This is a genomic window from Nannocystis pusilla (genome assembly GCF_026626665.1).
Classification (GTDB): domain Bacteria; phylum Myxococcota_A; class Polyangia; order Nannocystales; family Nannocystaceae; genus Nannocystis; species Nannocystis pusilla.
This window is the reverse complement of the sequence record NZ_JAPNKE010000002.1, coordinates 833,460-850,137: the sequence shown is the minus strand read 5'-3', so window position 1 is coordinate 850,137 and position 16,678 is coordinate 833,460. Positions and strand designations below refer to the sequence as shown.

Here is a 16,678-nt window from a genome sequence, read left to right as displayed (position 1 = left end):
CGCGGTCGCTAGCCGCCTGTCCCGCGAGACAGGTCGCCGTCGAACTCACATGTCCTTCAAGACATACAGCGAAGCGACATGGATTACGAATCGGCCCGCCTGTCCGTCAGGACAGGCGAGCTGCCCGTCCGCCTAGAACCCGATCTCCTTGCACGTGCAGCCGGGCACGCCCGGGCCGCACTGCGTCGGCGGGGCCGGGTTGTCCGCGCTGACCGACAGCGGGATGTAGCGGTCGGGCGACTGCGTGTGCCCGTCGATGCGCGTCCACACGTCGGCCGCGGGCTCGAGCGCGTTGACGGCCGTCGCGTCCTCGTTGGTGATGAACGGGATGAGCAGCTTGTCGTCGGGGTAGCCGAAGCTCTTGAGGCCCTCGCTGAGGCCGTAGTGCGGGCCGAGGTACTTGCAGCCGGCCTGGTTGAACTTGGCGAACACGTCGCTCGGGCAGTCGGTGCCGGTGGCCTCGCGGTAGTACTGCAGAAAGGCGATCTCGCAGCCCACGCCGCCCGAGCAGCGGACCAGGTAGCGCCAGCCGCTCTTCTGCGGGTCGATGCACGGGTGGACGCACGGGTTCCAGCTGATCGGCAGGCCGTCGCCCGGGCGCAGCTTGTCGGCGTAGCAGACCTCGCCGCGGAAGAACGGCAGGACGAAGGTCGAAAGATCGCCCTCGCCCATCCCCGTGCAGTCGTCGGGGGCGTCGCAGGTCGCCGGCGGCCCGGTGGTCGCGGTCGGGTCCCAGCCGGTCGTCTCGCTCGTCGCGGTGGTCGACGTCGTCGCGTCGGTGCTGCCCGAGTTGCTGTCGCTCATGCTGCCCTCGGAGCTCGTGGTCGGCACCGCCGTCGTCGTCGGCACGTCGGCGGTCGTCGATTCGGTGCCCGTCGCGCCGGTCGCGTCGGTCTCGGTCCCCGGGATCGAGGACGACTCCGACACCGTGTTGAGGGCAGCGGTCACCATCTCGTAGTTGTCCTGGCAGCCGACCGCGAGCGCGAGCGCGGGGAGCCAGGCCATACGCGGCCAAAGCTGAGACATGGGCATGCCGAGCAGTGTAGAGGCTCGAAGGGCCGCGGGCGACGTCTCGGCCGCGCGGCCTGCGCCCGGGACGCAAGGGGTACGTGGCCCCGCGCACGACCTCGGCGCTCGCGGCGCCTGCTTCGGCGCTCGCACCGGGCCCGCGGGTTCGGCAAGCTTCGCGCATGTTCGACCTGCGCATGTGGTTTCGGGCGCTGCAGATCATCCCGCGGCTCAGCAAGGACGAGTGGGACCGCCTCGACGTCGTGAGTCGCTGGCTCGTCGCCACGCGAGCGGCCGTGTTCGTCATGACGATCGTGTCCGCCGGCATCGGCGGGATCCTGGCCGCGCGCGACGGTCACTTCTCCGGCCTGAACTTCCTCGCCTGTCTGATCGGCCTGGTGTTCGCGCACGCCACCAACAACCTCGTCAACGACCTCACCGATCATTTGCAGGGCGTCGACAAGGGCAACTACTTCCGCGCCCAGTACGGCCCGCAGCCGCTCGAGCACGGCCTCATGAGCGTGCGCGACGTGCTGCGCTACACCGCGATCACCGGCGCCGTCGCCCTCGCCGCCGGCGTGTGGCTGATCGCCGCCACCGGCACCACCGCGCTCGGCCTCATGCTCGCCGGCGTCTTCTTCGTCCTGTTCTACACCTGGCCCTTGAAACACATCGGCCTCGGCGAGCCGACCGTGCTGCTGGTGTGGGGCCCGCTGATGGTCGGCGGCACCTACCTCTGCACCGCCGGGCAGTGGAGCTGGGACGCCGCGCTGATCGGCAGCGCCTACGCGCTCGGCCCGACAGCGGTGCTGTTCGGCAAGCACACCGACAAGCTGCCGGCCGACCGCGCCAAGGGCATCTTCACCTTGCCGGTGTTGCTCGGCGAGCCGCTCGCGCGCCGCTGCGTCACCGTCATGCTGGTCCTGCAGCTGCTCGCAGTGGTCGCGCTGGTGTGGCGCGGCGCGCTCGGCTGGCCGCTGCTCGTCGTGCTGGCCGCAGCGCCGCTGCTGCGCGAGACCGCCGCCGTGTTCGCCCGTCCGCGGCCCGAGACCTGCCCGCCCGGGTTCCCGAAGCACATCTGGCCGACCTACCTGGTGGCCTACGCCTTCCGCTACAACCGCCGCTTCGGCCTGCTGTTCCTGCTCGGTCTGCTGATCGATCTGGCGCTCCGGTGAACGGCGCGTCTCGCGGCAAAAGCCGCTCGTGACGCTCGGCGAAGCGCGGTCGCCGGACGCGCGAAGGGCCGAAGCGGTCGTCACGACCGCCTCGGCCCTGCTGGCAGATCAAACAGTGACCGGTCGCACCGCCGCGCGGCGGTTCACTTCGGCGCGGGCGCCGGCTCGGCGGGCGCCGCGGCGGCCGGAGGCGTCGAGCCCGCGGGAGGCGTCGCGCCCGCCGCGGCCGGAGCGGCCGAGCCGGTCGAGGGCGTACAGATCGGCGGCTCGGTGGCGGCCTCCTGGACCTTGTTGGCGACCCCGTAGCAGCCCCACACGACCTCGAGCTCGCGGCACGAGCCGGGGTTGAGCTCGATGAACTTGGCGGCCCGCCCGCGCGCCTCGGAGGACTGACCGATGTTGGGACCCACCCACTGGAGCTGCAGTCGACCGAGGATCTCCTTCGTCAAGCCGACATTGATGCTCTCGCGCGCCGCCGCGTTGGTGACGCATTGATTGTAGTCGACGATGTTCTGCAGCACGCAGACGTTCCCCTCGGACAGCACATAGCCCGACTCGCAGCCTCCGGGGCTCTTGGAGCTGTCCTTCTTGCAGGCGACGGCGGACAGGGCGGCAGACGATAGAGCGATGACGGCGAGGGTACGGAGCATGGGGGGCCTCTTCGTTGCGGCCGATTGTATGCCACAGGGGTCCGCGCGCCGCACGAAATTCGCCGGGCCCGGGAAAATGCGACCCCGATCGCGTAAAACCGCGTCCCGGGCTATCTTCGCGGCCATGAGCGAGCCTTCCGACCTGTACTTCCGTCAAGTGCCGATCGGGCCGATGGCCAACTTCATCTACTTCATCGGCAGCCGCAGCACGCGGACCTGCGTGGTCGTCGATCCGGCGTGGGACACCGACGCCTTGGTGCGCCTGGCCGAGGCCGACGACATGAAGATCGTCGGTGCGCTCGTCACTCACTATCACCCCGATCATTGCGGCGGCGGGATGATGGGGTTCCGCGTCCCCGGCGGCGTCGCCGAGCTCATCGGCCGCGTCGACGCCCGGATCCACGTGCACAAGCTCGAGGCCGACGGGCTCAAGCAAGTCACCGGCGTCAGCGAAGGCGACCTCGTGCGACGCGAGGGCGGCGATCGGCTCGCGCTCGGCGACGTCGAGATCACGTTCATCCACACACCTGGTCACACCCCGGGAGTCAGTGCTTCTTCGTCCGCGATCGCCTCGTCGCCGGCGACACTCTGTTCGTCGACGGCTGCGGCCGCGTCGACCTCCCGGGCGGCGACGCGCAGCAGATGTACGAGAGCCTCACGGGGCCGCTGGCCGCGCTGAGCGACGACGTCGTCCTTTACCCGGGCCACAACTACGGCCCGACCCCCACGAGCCCGCTGGGTACGCAACGGAAGACCAACCGCTACTTGCGGATCCGCTCGCGCGACGACTGGCGGCGGCTGATGGGCCGCTGAGCGAGCGAGGGCGCGCGATGGACGGCGCGGCGCGTCGTTGTACGATCTCGGGTCCGCGGCCTCGGGCTGGCGGGTCGGGCTTCGGTAGGATGGGCGCGTGAACGTACAACCTTACGGCCGTCCCGGAGATCGCCGCGTCTACCCGCGGGTGGCATGCACGCTCGTGTGCACCGTCGCCAACGTCGGCAGCGGTCGGGTGTTGAACGTCTCCGACGGCGGGGCCTTCGTCGCGTTGCCCGACCAGCACGCGCACCTGCCCAGTCAATTGCTCCTGTCGGTCGCGCTGCTCGGCAGCGACCAGGCCGTCGACGTGTCCGCGCGTGTCGTCCGAGTAGCCGCACTGTCGCCGCATGGCCTCGGGGTCGGCCTGCAGTTTCAGGACCTCAGCGAGGCCGCGGCTGAGCAGATCCACCGCTACGTCCTCGGGCGGCTGCTGGCGGAGATCGCCGAGATCATGGAGGACAGCCCGCGACACGTCGACCCGCGCAACGTGCAGGTCGTCAGCGGCGTCGCCTCGGTCGCGGGCACCTTGCGCGACATGATCGCCGAGGGTCCCGTGCCCGGCCTGTTGTTTCAGCGCGACGTCGGCGAGCTCGTCGACTTGCAGCTGTTTCAGGTCAGCGGCGCCGCGATGTTCGTGCAGCTGCGGGACGCCGCGGCGCGCCTGCCGGCCGTCGGCGATCACGTCCACATCACCTTGACGCGCGGCACATTCAACGCCCACGCGCACTCGCAGGTGCTCGACCGCAGCGGCGCCCGCGTCACGCTCGAGGTGCCGGCCAACCTCACCCGCTTCGAGCTGCGGCGCTCGCAGCGGCGCTCGCCCGGCCCGCAGGAGATGTTCGTCTCGATCCCGCTGCCGTATCCTCCGGGCAAGAAGCTGCGGCGCGAGGTGCTCGACATCTCGGCCACCGGCCTCGCCTTCCGGATGCGGCCCGACGAGGCCCTGCTGCTGCCCGGCACCCCCCTGCGCGAGGTCGTCGTCAGCGGCGCCAACGGCGACGGCGAGACCCGCAAGACCGGCCAGGTCATGCACGTCACCCCGGTCCAGGGCGACGCCGGCGCCGTCGAGTACCTGCGGGTCGGCCTCGACTTCGGCATCGCCGACGAGGCCTTCACCAAGGGCGTGCGCCCGCGGGGCGCGTCGGAGAAGAAGTCGCTCGGCTTCGTCGAGAAGATGGGCCTTTTGATCGGCCGGCTCATCCCGCGCAAGGCCCCCGCGCCGACCGGACCGGGCACCGGCGGCGTCGAAGTGGTGCGCTACCCCAACCGGCGGCGCGAGGACATCGTCGCCATCCTCAACACCACCCCGCGCGGCGACGGACGCAAGCTGCTCGCGCCGGTGATCATCATCCCGCCGGCCCACTCGAAGCGCAAGGAGTCGACCTCCGGCCTCGCGCTCACGCTGGTCGAGAACTTCGCCCGCCGGCGCCAGGACGTCGTCGTGCTGCGCTTCGACGGCGTGCGCAACCTCGGCGAGAGCTACAAGGACCCCGACTGTCGCGAGCACGGGCGCGAGGCCATGCGCATGTCGCTGTCGCAGGCCGTCGACGACATCCAGGCCACCCTCGACTACGTCTACGACAACCCGATCTTCTCCCCGACCCAGGTCGTCCTGGTCTCGTTCAGCCTGCAGGGCGTCGTCGGTCGCCGCGCGGTGTGGCAGGACAAGGGCAAGCGCATCCACTACTGGCTCGGCATCAACGGCGCCCCCGCGGCCCAGGAGGTCATCCGCAACGCCTCCGGCGGCATCGACTACGTGTCGCAGCACGCCAGCGGCAAGCTCAGCGGGATCGCCAACATCCTCGGCGTCACCGGCGACATCGACCACTTCTGCGCCGACCTCCTGCGCGAGGGCCTCGCGTTCATGGCCGACGCCAAGCGCGAGATCGCCGAGATCCCGATCCCCGTCACCTGGCTGCTCGGCCGCTTCGACGCGTGGATCGACCCGGCCACGATCCGCGAGTTCATGGCCGTCGCCGCCCCCGGCGCGCGCGAGCTCGTCGAGCTCGACTGCGGCCACATGCCGCTGTCGAGCGTCGAGGCGCTGACCCTGTTCCACACCGCGGTGCGGCAGATCTGGCGCTTCCTCTTCCGCGAGGACATCGACCCGATCACGCCCGACCCGCGCGAACTCGTGCGGGCTCGCAACGCCGAGTGGCGGCGCGTCCCCAAGAGCCCGCTGCCCGACCGCCGCCGCTACTGGCAGGAGTACCTGCTCGGCGACAGCAGCTCGAAGCTCGCCTACGACGTCCTCAACGCCTGCGACGAGTACAACGAGTTCATCGAGCGCGAGCTCGAGCTGCTCGACGTGCGGCCCGAGCACGTCGTCTGCGACCTCGGCTGCGGCACCGGCAACCTCTCCGCCCGGCTGCTGCGGCGCCGCGGCGCCCGCGGGCGCCCGCCGTGCGCGCGGCTGAACCTCGTCGACTTCGTGCCCGGCGCGCTCGACGAGGCCGAGCGCAAGCTCCGCGCGCTGGCGGACGAGCGCGGGCTCGCGCTGCCCGAGGTCGCGCGGCACTGCGTCAACATCGACATCAGCCCGGTGCGGACCCTCCGGCGCTTCCTCGCCGGGGAGCTCTACGGCTACGACGCGCTAAGGGGCATCATCAAGGGTCTCACGGGCTACTCGATCGACATGTGGAAGGCAGCGGAGGACTGGCGGCTGCACGACGTCTTGCGCGGGCGGGAGCTCGACAAGCAGGACCTCGCGTACCTCGCCGCCGCGTTGCCGGCGGACGAGCAGGACGTCGCCCTCGACTTCAACCGCATGGCCCGCTGGCTGCGCGGGCGGCTCGGCCCGCAGGACCTCGTCCGCGACGCGCGGCCCCGGTTCGAGCGCGGCCAGGCGCCGGCGGTCGACGAGCTGCAGCTCGCCCGCCTGTCCATTCGGCCAGGCGATCAGGTCGAGCGCCTGCCGTTCGGCGACGCCACCTTCGACCGCGTCGCTTGCAGCCTCGTGCTCAGCTACCTGAGCAACCCGATCGAGGTCCTGCGCGAGCTCCACCGCGTCGTCCGGCCGGGCGGGCGGATCGTCGTGTCGACCATGCAGCCCGACTTCGACATGAGCCGGATCTACCAGAACCTGCTGCACCGGCTGCAGAGCGACCCCAACATGCCGCTGCCGCCGGGCGTCGACCGCGGCACCTTCCTGCGCGACGTCCGGGCCTTCCTCAGCAGCGCCGCCTTCCTCTCGATCCTCGCCGAGGAGGGCCAGTTCGCCTTCTTCTCGCGCGAAGAGCTGATCGTGATGGTCGAGCGCGCCGGCTTCCGCCGCGTCGAGACCGTCACCGCCTTCGGCGACCCGCCGCAGGCGATCATCGCCGTGGGCCATCGATGAGCAGGAGCGACCTCCCCACCGTCAGCGAGAGCACCTTGTCGCGCGACGAGGGCTTCGCCGCGCGCGTGCGGGAGGACGTCGCGGCCGGCTACCGCCGCGTCACCTACCTCGGCATCGCCTTGATGCTCGGCTTCGGCGTCCTCGACATCATCAGCCTCGACGACCCGGCCCTGGTCGCCAAGTTCTTCGCCATGCGCCTCGCGCTCGCGCTGGTGATGGTCGGCCTGCTCAAGTTCAGCCAGCGGCCGCGGTTCCAGCGCTACGTCGAGAGCGTGTGCGCCCTGGCCATGTACCTCATCGGCTCCTTCATGGGCCTGATGAGCGCGCTCAACCTCGGCCACAAGAGCCACTACTACGCCGGCATCACCCTCACGCTGATCGCCGTCGGCGTGTTCGTCCCGATCGGCCCGCTGCACGTCCTCGTCACCTCCACCGCCGTCTACCTCACCTTCGTCGGCCTGCTGCTCGCGCTCGACCCGGTGCCGCTGGCGCAGTGGGACTGGTCGGTGTTCGCCGCCAACAGCATCTTCCTGATCTCGACCGCCACCACCGTCACCGTCGGCGCCTACTTCAACCGCCGCCTGCGCCGGCGCCTGTTCGACGCCGCGTTCGCCCATGCAGACCAACGAGGAGCTGCGCAGCGTCTACGAGCGCATCACCCACAGCTACCAGGAGGTCTCGGAGAAGAACCGCGAGATCGAGGAGGCCTACCGGGCCAAGAGCCAGTTCCTCGACAACATGTCGCACGAGCTGCGGACCCCGCTGACCTGCATCCTCACCCCGCTCGAGGGCCTGCTCGCCGGCAACGCGCGCGGCGAGGTCCGGCAGGTGTTCGAGGACATGCACACCGCCACGCGACAGCTCTACGACCTCATCAACGACCTCCTCGACTACTCGAAGTACGGCGCGCGCGACCAGCCGCTCACGCGCGAACCGATCGACCTGCGCGCCGTCGTCGACGAGCAAGTCAAGGCGTTCGGCAGCACCGCGCGCCAGCGCAAGCTGGTCCTGCAGTGGGACCCGCCGCCCGAGCCGGTGGTCGTCATCGGCAGCGCGCGCGAGCTCGGCAAGGTCGCCCGCAACCTGATCAGCAACGCGGTCAAGTTCACCCCGGCCGGGGGTCGCGTCGGCGTCGGCGTCGGCGTCGACGGCGAGCGCGTGCGCCTGTCGGTGAGCGACACCGGCATCGGCATGAACGACGCGGTCAAGGCCAAGCTGTTCACCCCGTTCTTCCAGGGCGACGCCACCTCGACGCGCGCCTTCGAGGGCACCGGCATCGGCCTCGCGCTGGTCAAGACGATCGTCAACCGCCACGACGGCGAGGTCGTGGTCGAGAGCAGCCCGGGCGCGGCACCACCATGACCGTCGAGCTGCCGAGCCGCCCGCTCGACCCGACCGAGCTGGTCGGGATGGCCCCGGCGCAGCCGGCCCCCGGCGAGTCGATGCTGGCCATCCCTGTCCCCGAGGACATCCTCGCCATGCCGGCCATGAGCATGACGCGGATCGAGCGCCTGCCGGCGATCGAGCGGGTCAAGCTGCTCGACGCGACGATGCCGACCCCGGACCTGTCGTTCCCCGGCGCCGTCCCGCTGCTCGGCGAGCACCTGCTGGCCGCTCGCGGCGAGCGCAGCCGGATCCTCGTCATCGACGACCACCCCGAGATCGTCCGCGTCATCGAGCGCCTGCTCGCGCCGCAGCACGACGTCTACACCGCCAACAACGGCGAGGAGGGCCTGCAGAAGGTCCGCGATGTCCGGCCCGCGCTCGTCATCTCCGACGTCATGATGCCCAAGCTCTCGGGCTTCCAGCTGGTCGAGCAGCTGCGCAAGGACCCCGACTTCGAGCGCCTGCCGGTGCTGCTGCTGACCGCCCGCGCCGACGGCCGCGACCGCGTGCGCGGCCTCCGGCGCGGCGCCAGCGACTACCTCGTCAAGCCCTTCCTGCCCGAGGAGCTCAAGGCCCGCGTCGGCAACCTGCTGCGGGCCCAGCACTACGAGTCGTACCTCACCCGCCTCAACGAGGAGCTCGCTACCAAGAGCAGCTCGCTCGAGACCCGCGTCCACGGCTTCTTCATCGACACCGTGCGCACGCTGGTCGCCGCCATCGACGCCAAGGACTTCTACACCGGCGGCCACTCCGAGCGCGTCAGCTACTTCGCGGTGCGGATCGCCGAGCACATGAAGCTCGCGCGGCCGCTCCTGCGGACCATCGAGCTCGGCGCCCTGCTGCACGACGTCGGCAAGATCGGCATCCCCGACAAGGTGCTCAACAAGCCCGGCGCGTTGACCCTCGAGGAGATCGAGGTCATCCGCCAGCACACCGTGCTCGGCGGCAAGATCCTCGAGAAGTCGCCCGAGCTCGCCGAGCTGCGGCGCTTCGCCTTGCACCACCACGAGCGCTGGGACGGCGGCGGCTACCCCGATCGTCTGCGCGGCGACGACATCCCGCCGAGCGTGCGCGTCGTCAGCGTCGCCGACTGCTGGGACGCGATGGTCTCCGACCGCATCTACCGCGCCGGCATGGAGCCGCGGATCGCCGCGGAGAAGGTCAGCAAGCTGGGCGGAAGCCAGTTCGATCCGGCGGTCGTCGAGGCGATGATGGAGATCTGGCCCGAGCTCGAGCTGCCGCCCAACTTGCGGCCGCTCAAGCCGCGCACGAGCCCGGTCGAGAACCGTCAAGGCCCGCGCGTCAGCGAGTGCGGCGAGGTCTACGAGGTCCACAACTGACGCGCCGCTGCCGCCGAGATCGGGGGTCGCATGCGTAGGCGGCTGCGCACGCACGGCGCTGGTCCGCCTCGCCGTGACAAACGGCTGCGGCCGGTTACAATCGCCGCCCTGTGACCTCCTCGATCGACCGGATGCGGGCCGCCTGGCACTTCTTCCTCAACGGCTGGCGTGACTGGGACCAGACTGCCTCCTTCGTGCCGAGCTCGCGGTTCCTCGTCGACGCGCTGGTCCAGGGCGCCGACCTCGGTCGGGCCCGCAGCGTCATCGAGCTCGGCACCGGCACCGGCACCGTCACCGAGAAGTTGCTCGCCGCGATGCGGCCGGACGCGCGCCTGTACGGGGTCGAGATCGACGGCCCCTTGCTCGAGGCGACCGCGCGACGCCTGCCCGACCCGCGGCTCGTCGCCATCCACGGAAGTGCGGCCGACCTCGGCACCCACCTCGCGGCCGCCGGGCACGCCGGTCCGGTCGACGCCATCGTCTCGTGCCTCGGCATGAGCCTGCTGCCGCCGGACCTGCGCGACGCGATCCTCGACAGCGTCGCGCGGGTGCTCGCGCCCGGCGGCGTGTTCGTGCAGTACGGCTACCTGCACGCGCACGTGATCGTCTACAGCACCACGCGGGGCTTCTCGCAGTTCCACCTCGGCCGTTACCTCGGCCGCTACTTCGCCGAGCAGCGGCGGCAGATCGTCGTGCCCAACTTCCCGCCGGCCGAGGTGCTCGTGTGCCGCGGCTCGCTCCCGCGGGACATCTCCGAGGCCGCCTGAAGCACGGCCCGCTGGCACGGCGCGTCGTACTTCTGTCGCTGGTGTTTTAGTTCTGTCGCGGCCGCTGGGGGCCCTGCCGGGGTGACTGCGCGAGCCGTTGCGCACCTGCACAGAGCTTCAGGATCCGCGGCTGCACAGCCTCCACGAACGTTGCACGGGGGTCGGCTTCGGTGTATCGCTGCGGCGCGTGCAGAGCCTCGATCATTACTTCCAGTCGACGTACGACCGCGTCGCCGAGTTTTACGACGACCTCTGGAGCCCCAACGTCAAGACGCCGAACGACCGGCTCACGCGCGACCTGCACCTCCGCCGCGGCGAGCGCCTGGTCGACCTCGCGTGTGGCAGCGGCGCCGCCACCTTGCCGATGATGCGGCTGATCGCCCCCGGCGAGACCGTCGCCGTCGACCCCTCGGAGAACATGCTGCGCCTCGCCGTCGAGCGCGCCGCCGAGGAGGGCCTGCACCTGCTGCCCGTGCGCTCGAAGGCCGAGGACTTCATCGCCGACGCGCCCGCGCACTCGTTCGACGTCGTGTCGATGCGGTTCGCCCTCGCCTACCTCGACTGGCCGCGTGTGCTGCCGGCGATGGGCCGCCTCGTCCGCCCCGGCGGCCGCGTCGGCATCCTGACCAGCCTCGCCACCAGCGCCCCGCAGGCGATGGCCACCTACCAGAAGTTCGCCGAGCACCTCGAGCTCGACACCGTCGCCGAGCCGCCGACGCCCCGCGAGATCGATCCGGTGCTCGACCTGCTCGGCCGCGGCGGCCTCGTCATCGACACCTGCTGGCAGCACAACTTCCGCCTGTGGTTCAAGTCCGGCGTCGACGCCACCCGCTGGCTGCTCGACACCGGCTACATCACCCACCCGGCCCTGTCCGCGCTCGAGGGCGAGATCAAGGACGCCATGATCGAGCTGTTCGGCTCGCACCTCGAGGACGGCTTCCGCGAGGACGAGGGCGTCCCGCTCGACTTCTTCTTCGCCGGCGTCATCGCCCGCCGCTAGAGCCTGGCTCTTCGGACAGCCTGCCCGAAGAGCCAGGCTGCTCGTACCTGCTCCTTCGGACAGCCTGACCGAAAGGCCAGCCGACCTCGCCTGGGCCCGCCGGTCACCGGCCTGAGCCGTGGCCGTCGCTCGTGTCGGCGGCGCCGAGATCACCCGCGAGCACAGCCCGCCGTCCGCGTCGTCTCCCGCGCCGGTCTTCGGCGACGCCCTCGCCTCACGCCCCCGCGGCCGGTAGCCGGACCATCCACCTGTCCCTCGGGACAGATCCCGCTCGCCCGCTCCGCTCGCTCCCGCGCCTGCTTCGCCTGCGCCGGCGGCTCGCGTACCATCGCGCGCATGGCTCTCTCCCCGCGCGGCCAGCAGATCCTCGGCACCGTCGTCGTCGTGTTCGTCGGCGGGTTCTTGCTGCTCGCCGGACTCGACCACACCGAGCTCCGCTGCGACCGCGCGCGCGGCAGCTGCAGCTACGCGGCCGGGCTCCTCGGCTTCGAGCGCGCCCGGGAGATTCCGCTCGACGCGATCGTCGATCACCGCTTCGACACCCACGCCGGCCGGGCCGGCACGCGCGGCGTCACCGTCCTGATCGACGCCAGCGGCCGCGAGCTCGCCCTCGGCGTCACCGACGAGGCCTCCGCGCGCGCCGACTACGACGCCCTGCACGCCTTCCTGCAGGGCTCCGGCGACGGCGTCACGGTCGCCACCGGACCCAGCTGGTGGCTGCTGGGCTTCGCCCTCCTCTGCTTCCTCTTCGGCCCGTGGATCGTGCGCCCGAGCGGCCCGGCGCGCGCCGCCGCGCCGGTCGACGCCCAGCCGCGACGTGGCGCCAGCGCCCCCACCCTCGCCCTCGTCGTCGGCGTCCTCGTCCTCGTCGGACTCACCGCCTCGATCCTCACCTCGCGCACTCAGGGCTCGCTCGCGCTGCGCTGCACCCAGCGCTGCGACGTCGGCGGCGGCAGCTGCATGCCCGGCTCGGAGATGGTGCTCACCCTCGCGCCCGGCGAGCACGAGGTGCGCGTCTTCAACCCCGACGAGCCCGCCGCGCCCATCGTCCACCGCGTCGCCGTCGTGCGCGGCCAGGTCACCCACTTCGAGTGCGCGCGCTGACGAGCGCCCGCGCGCGCGTGCGGCCCTCGCTGCGCCGCCGCCCCCGCAGTCGTTTCTGTGGAAGCATCACCGCATGCCCGAGGAACACGACGCGCCGGCCACTGCCCTCGAACTCGTCGGTCAGCACCGCGTCGAGCTGCGCCGCGACCCGGCCGTCGACACCCTCGAGCTGTTCGGCCGCGACGGCAAGGTCGTGCTGGCGATCGAGGTCCGCGAGACCGGCCCGGTGCTGCGCTTCGAAGGCGCCGGCCTGACCCTCAAGGCCGCCGGTGAGCTGGTGCTCGACGCCAAGAAGCTGACCCTGCGCTCCGAAGAGGCCCTGTCGCTGTCGACCGGCGGCGACCTCGACCTCATTGCCGCCGGCGACCTCCGCAGCACCGCGCGCGTGCAGACGATCACCGCCGAGCTCGGCGACGTCCGGGTCGAGGCCAACGACGACGTCCGGATCGACGGCGAGCGCGTGCTCGTCAACTGCTAGAGGCGCCCGTGAAGCTCGACAACCGCTCGCCGTACCACGCCCGCCTGTTCCGCGGCGGCATCGACGAGCGCCGGCTGTTCGGCTCCGTCGCAGTGCGGATCACCTACGACATCGTCGGCGACCGCCTCCGCGTCGCCCGCGAGCAGGCGTGGGAGATTTCACCTGCCCCATGGGACAGCCCGCAGGGACCGCTGCCCGGCGACGAGCTGTTCTACCGCGGCGGCGTCGACCTGCTGGTGTTCGGCGCCGCCCGCTCGGCCCGGCCCGTCCCGCGCCTCGACCTCGACGTGCGGGTCGGCGCCGCCTTCCGCAGCCGCCTCGCCGTGTTCGGCGATCGCGTGTGGAAGCGAGGCCCGCGCGGCCTGGTCCCGGGCGCGCCGGAGCCGTTCCGCGTCATGCCGCTGACCCTCGATCGCAGCTTCGGCGGCAGCTTCGAGTGGGACGGCCTCGGCGTCGGCTTCCCCGACAACCCCGGCGGCCGCGGCTACTACCCCGACGAGCGCGCCGCCGAGGGCCAGCCGCTGCCCAACATCGAGGACCCCGCGGCCCTGCTCGCGCGCTGGGACGACCGCCCCGAGCCCGTCGGCACCTGCTGCCCCGGCCAGGGCTTCGGCCCGCGGATGCGCCGCAGCCTCGAGTTCGACCCCGACACCGGCATGCTCACCGTCCTGCGGCCCACCTTCTACAACGCCGCCTTCCCGCAGCTCATCATCCCCGCGGTCAAGCCCGGCGATCGCGTCTCGCTCACCGGCGTGCGCGAGGACGGCCCGCTCGTCTTCCACCTGCCTGACAACCTCCTGCGCGTGCACCTCGCGTTCGGCGACGAGACCGCCGAGAAGACCCCCGCGATCGACCAGATCGGCGTCGAGCCCGACCTGCTGCGCGTGTTCGTGTCCTACCGCTACCCGTTCCGCTACGTCCTGAACCCGCTGGAGAAGCGCGTGTGCGAGCTCGTCGCCCTGCGCTGAAGGACATGTTCTGAGGGACATCCCGTGCCGTTCGCCGTCCTCAAAGACTTCCACCCGATGATCGGCTACGACCTCCACATCCCGTGGCCGATCGGCTCGCCCGCGCCGCTGCCGGCGCCCGTGCCGTACTTCTGCTTCCACCTGCTGTGCGGCTGGAAGGGCACCTACCAGCGCGCCGTCACCCACAGCACCAGCTGGGCGCGCTCGTGCAGAAGGGCAGCGACATCGGCCCCGGCATCCCGCACATCGGCACGCCGTCGTACCTGCTGCCGCTCGACATCCTGTTCAGCGCCTCGAAGTCGTACTGGGGCACCACCGAGTACAAGGCCGAGGGCAAGCCCGCGGCGGTGTGCATCATCCCGTACGCCTGCATCAACCTGAACCTCAACTGCGGCACCCCGTTCCCCAAGCGCCCCGGCATCGTCATCGCCTTCAACACCCACTACGCGGGCATGACCTGGGGCGACTTCTTCCACGGCCTCCTCAGCTTCGCCATCGACTGGGCGCTGCAGTGGCTGTTCAACAAGCTCCTCGGCAAGCTCAGCGACAAGATCGCCAACCGCTTCCTCAACGCGGCGCTGACCAAGAGCGCCGCCAAGGCGGCCCTGCGCGGCACGGTCAAGGGCAACGTGATCAACCAGGTCGCGCGCGAGATGGCCGCGGCCAACCGCGCCCGCGCCGACGCCTTCCTCAAGATCTTCCCCGCCTTCATGCGCCCCAGCCGGGAGGCCGCCAACCCGATCCTCAACAACGCCGTCGGCGCGGTGTCGGGCTTCCTGTTCGGCGGCCCGCTCGGCATGGACGCCAACGGCGCCTTCGGCTGGTGGACCCCCGGGGGCGCCACCACCAGCGGCGCCCAGGACTACCTCAACAACAACGTCGTCGACGAGTTCGGCAAGCCGCCTCCGCCGCCCCCGCAGCCGCCCCCGCAGCCGCGCCAGCCGCCGAGCATCGGCCCCGCGCCGCCCGTCTGCCGCCCCTGAAGCACCTGCCCCAAACGCCAGGCCGTCGCCACCGTCTGTCCCTCGCGCCAGGTCGCTCCTCACCCATCTTCTGTCCCTCGCGCCAGCTCGCCCCTCACTCTTCCTCCCTCGCGCCAGCTCGCCCCTTCCTCTTCCCTCGCCGCAGTTCTCTCCTCACGCATCCTCTGTCTCTCGCGCCAGGTCGCTCCTCACCCATCCTCTGTCCCTCGCGCCAGGTCGCCCCTCACCCATCCTCTGTTCCCTCGCGCCAGGTCGCTCCTCACTCTTCCTCTGTCTCTCGCGTCAGTTCGCTCCTCACGCATCTTCTGTCTCTCGCGCCAGGTCGATCCTCACTCTTCCTCCCTCGCGCCAGGTACCTCGCTTCCTCACCTGTCCCTCGCGCCAGGTCGCTCTCCTCTCATCTTCTGTCCCATGCGCCAGGTCGAAACCCGCCCGAGCCCCACCGTCTTGCAGCTCTCCGACGTCCTCCCCTCGGGCGAGCCGATGCTCTCGGTGCTGGCCAAGCGCACCTACGACGTCGGCGCCGACGGCCGCTGCGTCCCCGCCGACGAGCAGACCCCGCTGGTCGCCGAGCCGCTCGACGACCCCGACTTCCCCGCCCTCCTGGCCGCCGACACCGACCTCCACGCCTACAAGCCGCGCACCGACGTCGTCCTGCTCGGCCACGCCTACGGCCGCCAGCGCGCCCGCCGGCTCGACGTCCTCGTCCGCGTCGCCGGCCACGAGCACCGGATCGCGGTCCTCGGTCAGCGCACCTGCTCGATCGGCCAGGGCCGGCTCCGCTTCTCCGAAGCGCAGCCGATCGACAGGGTCCCGCTGTCGCCCGTGTTCGCCTACGGCGGCCGGGACCACGGCGCCGAGGCCCGCCACGGCAACCCGCTGCGCAGCCCCGAGTGGAGCAAGGGGCTCGGCGGCGTCGATCCGGACGCGGCCTCGCCCTTCTTCTACCCGCGCAACCCCGTCGGCCGCGGCTACTTGCTCGAGCTCGACCCGGGCACCGTCGACGAGTTCGAGCTGCCGCAGCTCGAAGATCCGTCCGACCTCCTCACCCCCGAGCGCATCGTCGGCGACTGGCTCGACAACTGGCACCGCCTGCCCCTGCCGCACGCCGGCGGGTGGGTCCACTACGACTGGTACCCGCGCGTCGCCTTCAGCGGGATTGTCCCGATCGTCGACTACTTCGACGAGCCCCCGCTGGAGGTCGAGCGCGGCCTCGTCCCCGAGCTCCTCGCCGACGGCACCGGCCGGACCAGCCTCGATTTCCGCTACGAGATCGCCTGCGGCGCGCCGCTCGGCCTGCAGTTCGCCCACCTCCGCGGCGGCGAGCTCGTCGAGCTCCAGGGCGTCCACCCCACCCGCGCCCGCTGGACCCTCGCGGTCCCGCCGGCCCCGCGCCTCCACACCGACGGCCGCGACGGTCGCCTCGACGCCACCGAACCTGTCCTTCACACCATGGTCTTGGAGCCAGATGCCGATCGCGTGACCCTCGTGTGGCGCGGCTGCGCCCCGGCCAGGCGGGCCTATCACCCGCAGGAGCTCGCGACGATGCCCCTGCGCGTCGAGTGGCGCGACTAGATCGCCCCGGCTCGTGGCGCGCTCGCGCCCGAGGGTCGACGCGCGCGAGGTGAAGCTCCGACGCGACGCTCGCGCCAGCGAGCTCGCCGGT

13 protein-coding genes and 1 pseudogene are annotated in these 16,678 nt (G+C 71.3%); 12 read left to right on the top strand and 2 right to left on the bottom strand.

Annotated elements, in window-relative coordinates:
* Positions 1 to 132 precede the first annotated feature (132 nt).
* The gene (locus tag OV079_RS03880) at positions 133 to 1,005 is read right to left on the bottom strand and encodes a hypothetical protein (protein ID WP_267766303.1); all 873 of its coding nucleotides are present in this window, start codon (positions 1,003 to 1,005) and stop codon (positions 133 to 135) included.
* A gap of 185 nt (positions 1,006 to 1,190) precedes the next feature.
* Here OV079_RS03880 and OV079_RS03875 point away from each other — a divergent pair, with 185 nt between their 5' ends.
* Positions 1,191 to 2,183 (top strand): prenyltransferase, encoded by a 993-nt coding sequence (locus OV079_RS03875; protein ID WP_267766302.1) that lies wholly within the window; start codon positions 1,191 to 1,193, stop codon positions 2,181 to 2,183.
* A gap of 143 nt (positions 2,184 to 2,326) precedes the next feature.
* Here the strand turns inward: OV079_RS03875 and OV079_RS03870 are convergent, their stop codons facing one another.
* The gene (locus tag OV079_RS03870; RefSeq protein ID WP_267766301.1) at positions 2,327 to 2,833 is read right to left on the bottom strand and encodes a hypothetical protein; all 507 of its coding nucleotides are present in this window, start codon (positions 2,831 to 2,833) and stop codon (positions 2,327 to 2,329) included.
* Between the two features lie 124 nt (positions 2,834 to 2,957).
* On the opposite strand from OV079_RS03870, the pseudogene OV079_RS57210 reads away from it, so the two are divergent.
* The 11 genes and pseudogenes from OV079_RS57210 to OV079_RS03810 all read left to right on the top strand — a co-directional run bounded on the left by OV079_RS57210 (position 2,958) and on the right by OV079_RS03810 (position 16,587).
* A pseudogene (locus tag OV079_RS57210) lies at positions 2,958 to 3,646 on the top strand (MBL fold metallo-hydrolase).
* Between the two features lie 97 nt (positions 3,647 to 3,743).
* Entirely contained in the window at positions 3,744 to 6,986 is a 3,243-nt protein-coding gene (locus tag OV079_RS55545; protein WP_267766297.1) for a PilZ domain-containing protein, read from the top strand.
* A 615-nt stretch (positions 6,987 to 7,601) separates the two neighbouring features.
* The gene (locus tag OV079_RS03850; RefSeq protein WP_267766295.1) at positions 7,602 to 8,348 is read left to right on the top strand and encodes a sensor histidine kinase; all 747 of its coding nucleotides are present in this window, start codon (positions 7,602 to 7,604) and stop codon (positions 8,346 to 8,348) included.
* Entirely contained in the window at positions 8,345 to 9,712 is a 1,368-nt protein-coding gene (locus OV079_RS03845; RefSeq protein ID WP_267766294.1) for an HD domain-containing phosphohydrolase, read from the top strand. Before OV079_RS03850 ends, OV079_RS03845 begins: the two co-directional genes overlap by 4 nt.
* A 110-nt stretch (positions 9,713 to 9,822) precedes the next feature.
* Entirely contained in the window at positions 9,823 to 10,479 is a 657-nt protein-coding gene (locus OV079_RS03840; protein WP_267766293.1) for a class I SAM-dependent methyltransferase, read from the top strand.
* 97 nt (positions 10,480 to 10,576) lie between these two features.
* A complete protein-coding gene (locus OV079_RS03835; protein ID WP_267766292.1) occupies positions 10,577 to 11,479 on the top strand; it encodes a class I SAM-dependent methyltransferase in 903 nt (300 codons plus the stop codon).
* Between the two features lie 336 nt (positions 11,480 to 11,815).
* The gene (locus tag OV079_RS03830; protein ID WP_267766291.1) at positions 11,816 to 12,583 is read left to right on the top strand and encodes a hypothetical protein; all 768 of its coding nucleotides are present in this window, start codon (positions 11,816 to 11,818) and stop codon (positions 12,581 to 12,583) included.
* A gap of 73 nt (positions 12,584 to 12,656) precedes the next feature.
* Complete coding sequence (locus tag OV079_RS03825) at positions 12,657 to 13,061, top strand: hypothetical protein (protein ID WP_267766289.1); 405 nt, start codon at positions 12,657 to 12,659, stop codon at positions 13,059 to 13,061.
* 8 nt (positions 13,062 to 13,069) lie between these two features.
* Complete coding sequence (locus tag OV079_RS03820; protein WP_267766287.1) at positions 13,070 to 14,029, top strand: DUF2169 family type VI secretion system accessory protein; 960 nt, start codon at positions 13,070 to 13,072, stop codon at positions 14,027 to 14,029.
* 206 nt (positions 14,030 to 14,235) lie between these two features.
* Positions 14,236 to 15,012, top strand: coding sequence for a hypothetical protein (locus OV079_RS03815; RefSeq protein WP_267766286.1), 777 nt, complete (start codon positions 14,236 to 14,238; stop codon positions 15,010 to 15,012).
* Positions 15,013 to 15,423: 411 nt separating this feature from the next.
* Entirely contained in the window at positions 15,424 to 16,587 is a 1,164-nt protein-coding gene (locus OV079_RS03810; protein ID WP_267766284.1) for a DUF2169 family type VI secretion system accessory protein, read from the top strand.
* Positions 16,588 to 16,678 lie beyond the last annotated feature (91 nt).

Bases quoted from the DNA above. Each gene is read 5' to 3' on its own strand.
- OV079_RS03845 (WP_267766294.1), top strand. From the start codon at position 8,345: ATGACCGTCGAGCTGCCGAGCCGCCCGCTCGACCCGACCGAGCTGGTC.
- OV079_RS03830 (WP_267766291.1), top strand. From the start codon at position 11,816: ATGGCTCTCTCCCCGCGCGGCCAGCAGATCCTCGGCACCGTCGTCGTC.
- OV079_RS03875 (WP_267766302.1), top strand. From the start codon at position 1,191: ATGTTCGACCTGCGCATGTGGTTTCGGGCGCTGCAGATCATCCCGCGG.
- OV079_RS03870 (WP_267766301.1), bottom strand. From the start codon at position 2,833: ATGCTCCGTACCCTCGCCGTCATCGCTCTATCGTCTGCCGCCCTGTCC.
- OV079_RS03810 (WP_267766284.1), top strand. From the start codon at position 15,424: ATGCGCCAGGTCGAAACCCGCCCGAGCCCCACCGTCTTGCAGCTCTCC.
- OV079_RS03880 (WP_267766303.1), bottom strand. From the start codon at position 1,005: ATGGCCTGGCTCCCCGCGCTCGCGCTCGCGGTCGGCTGCCAGGACAAC.
- OV079_RS03825 (WP_267766289.1), top strand. From the start codon at position 12,657: ATGCCCGAGGAACACGACGCGCCGGCCACTGCCCTCGAACTCGTCGGT.
- OV079_RS03850 (WP_267766295.1), top strand. From the start codon at position 7,602: ATGCAGACCAACGAGGAGCTGCGCAGCGTCTACGAGCGCATCACCCAC.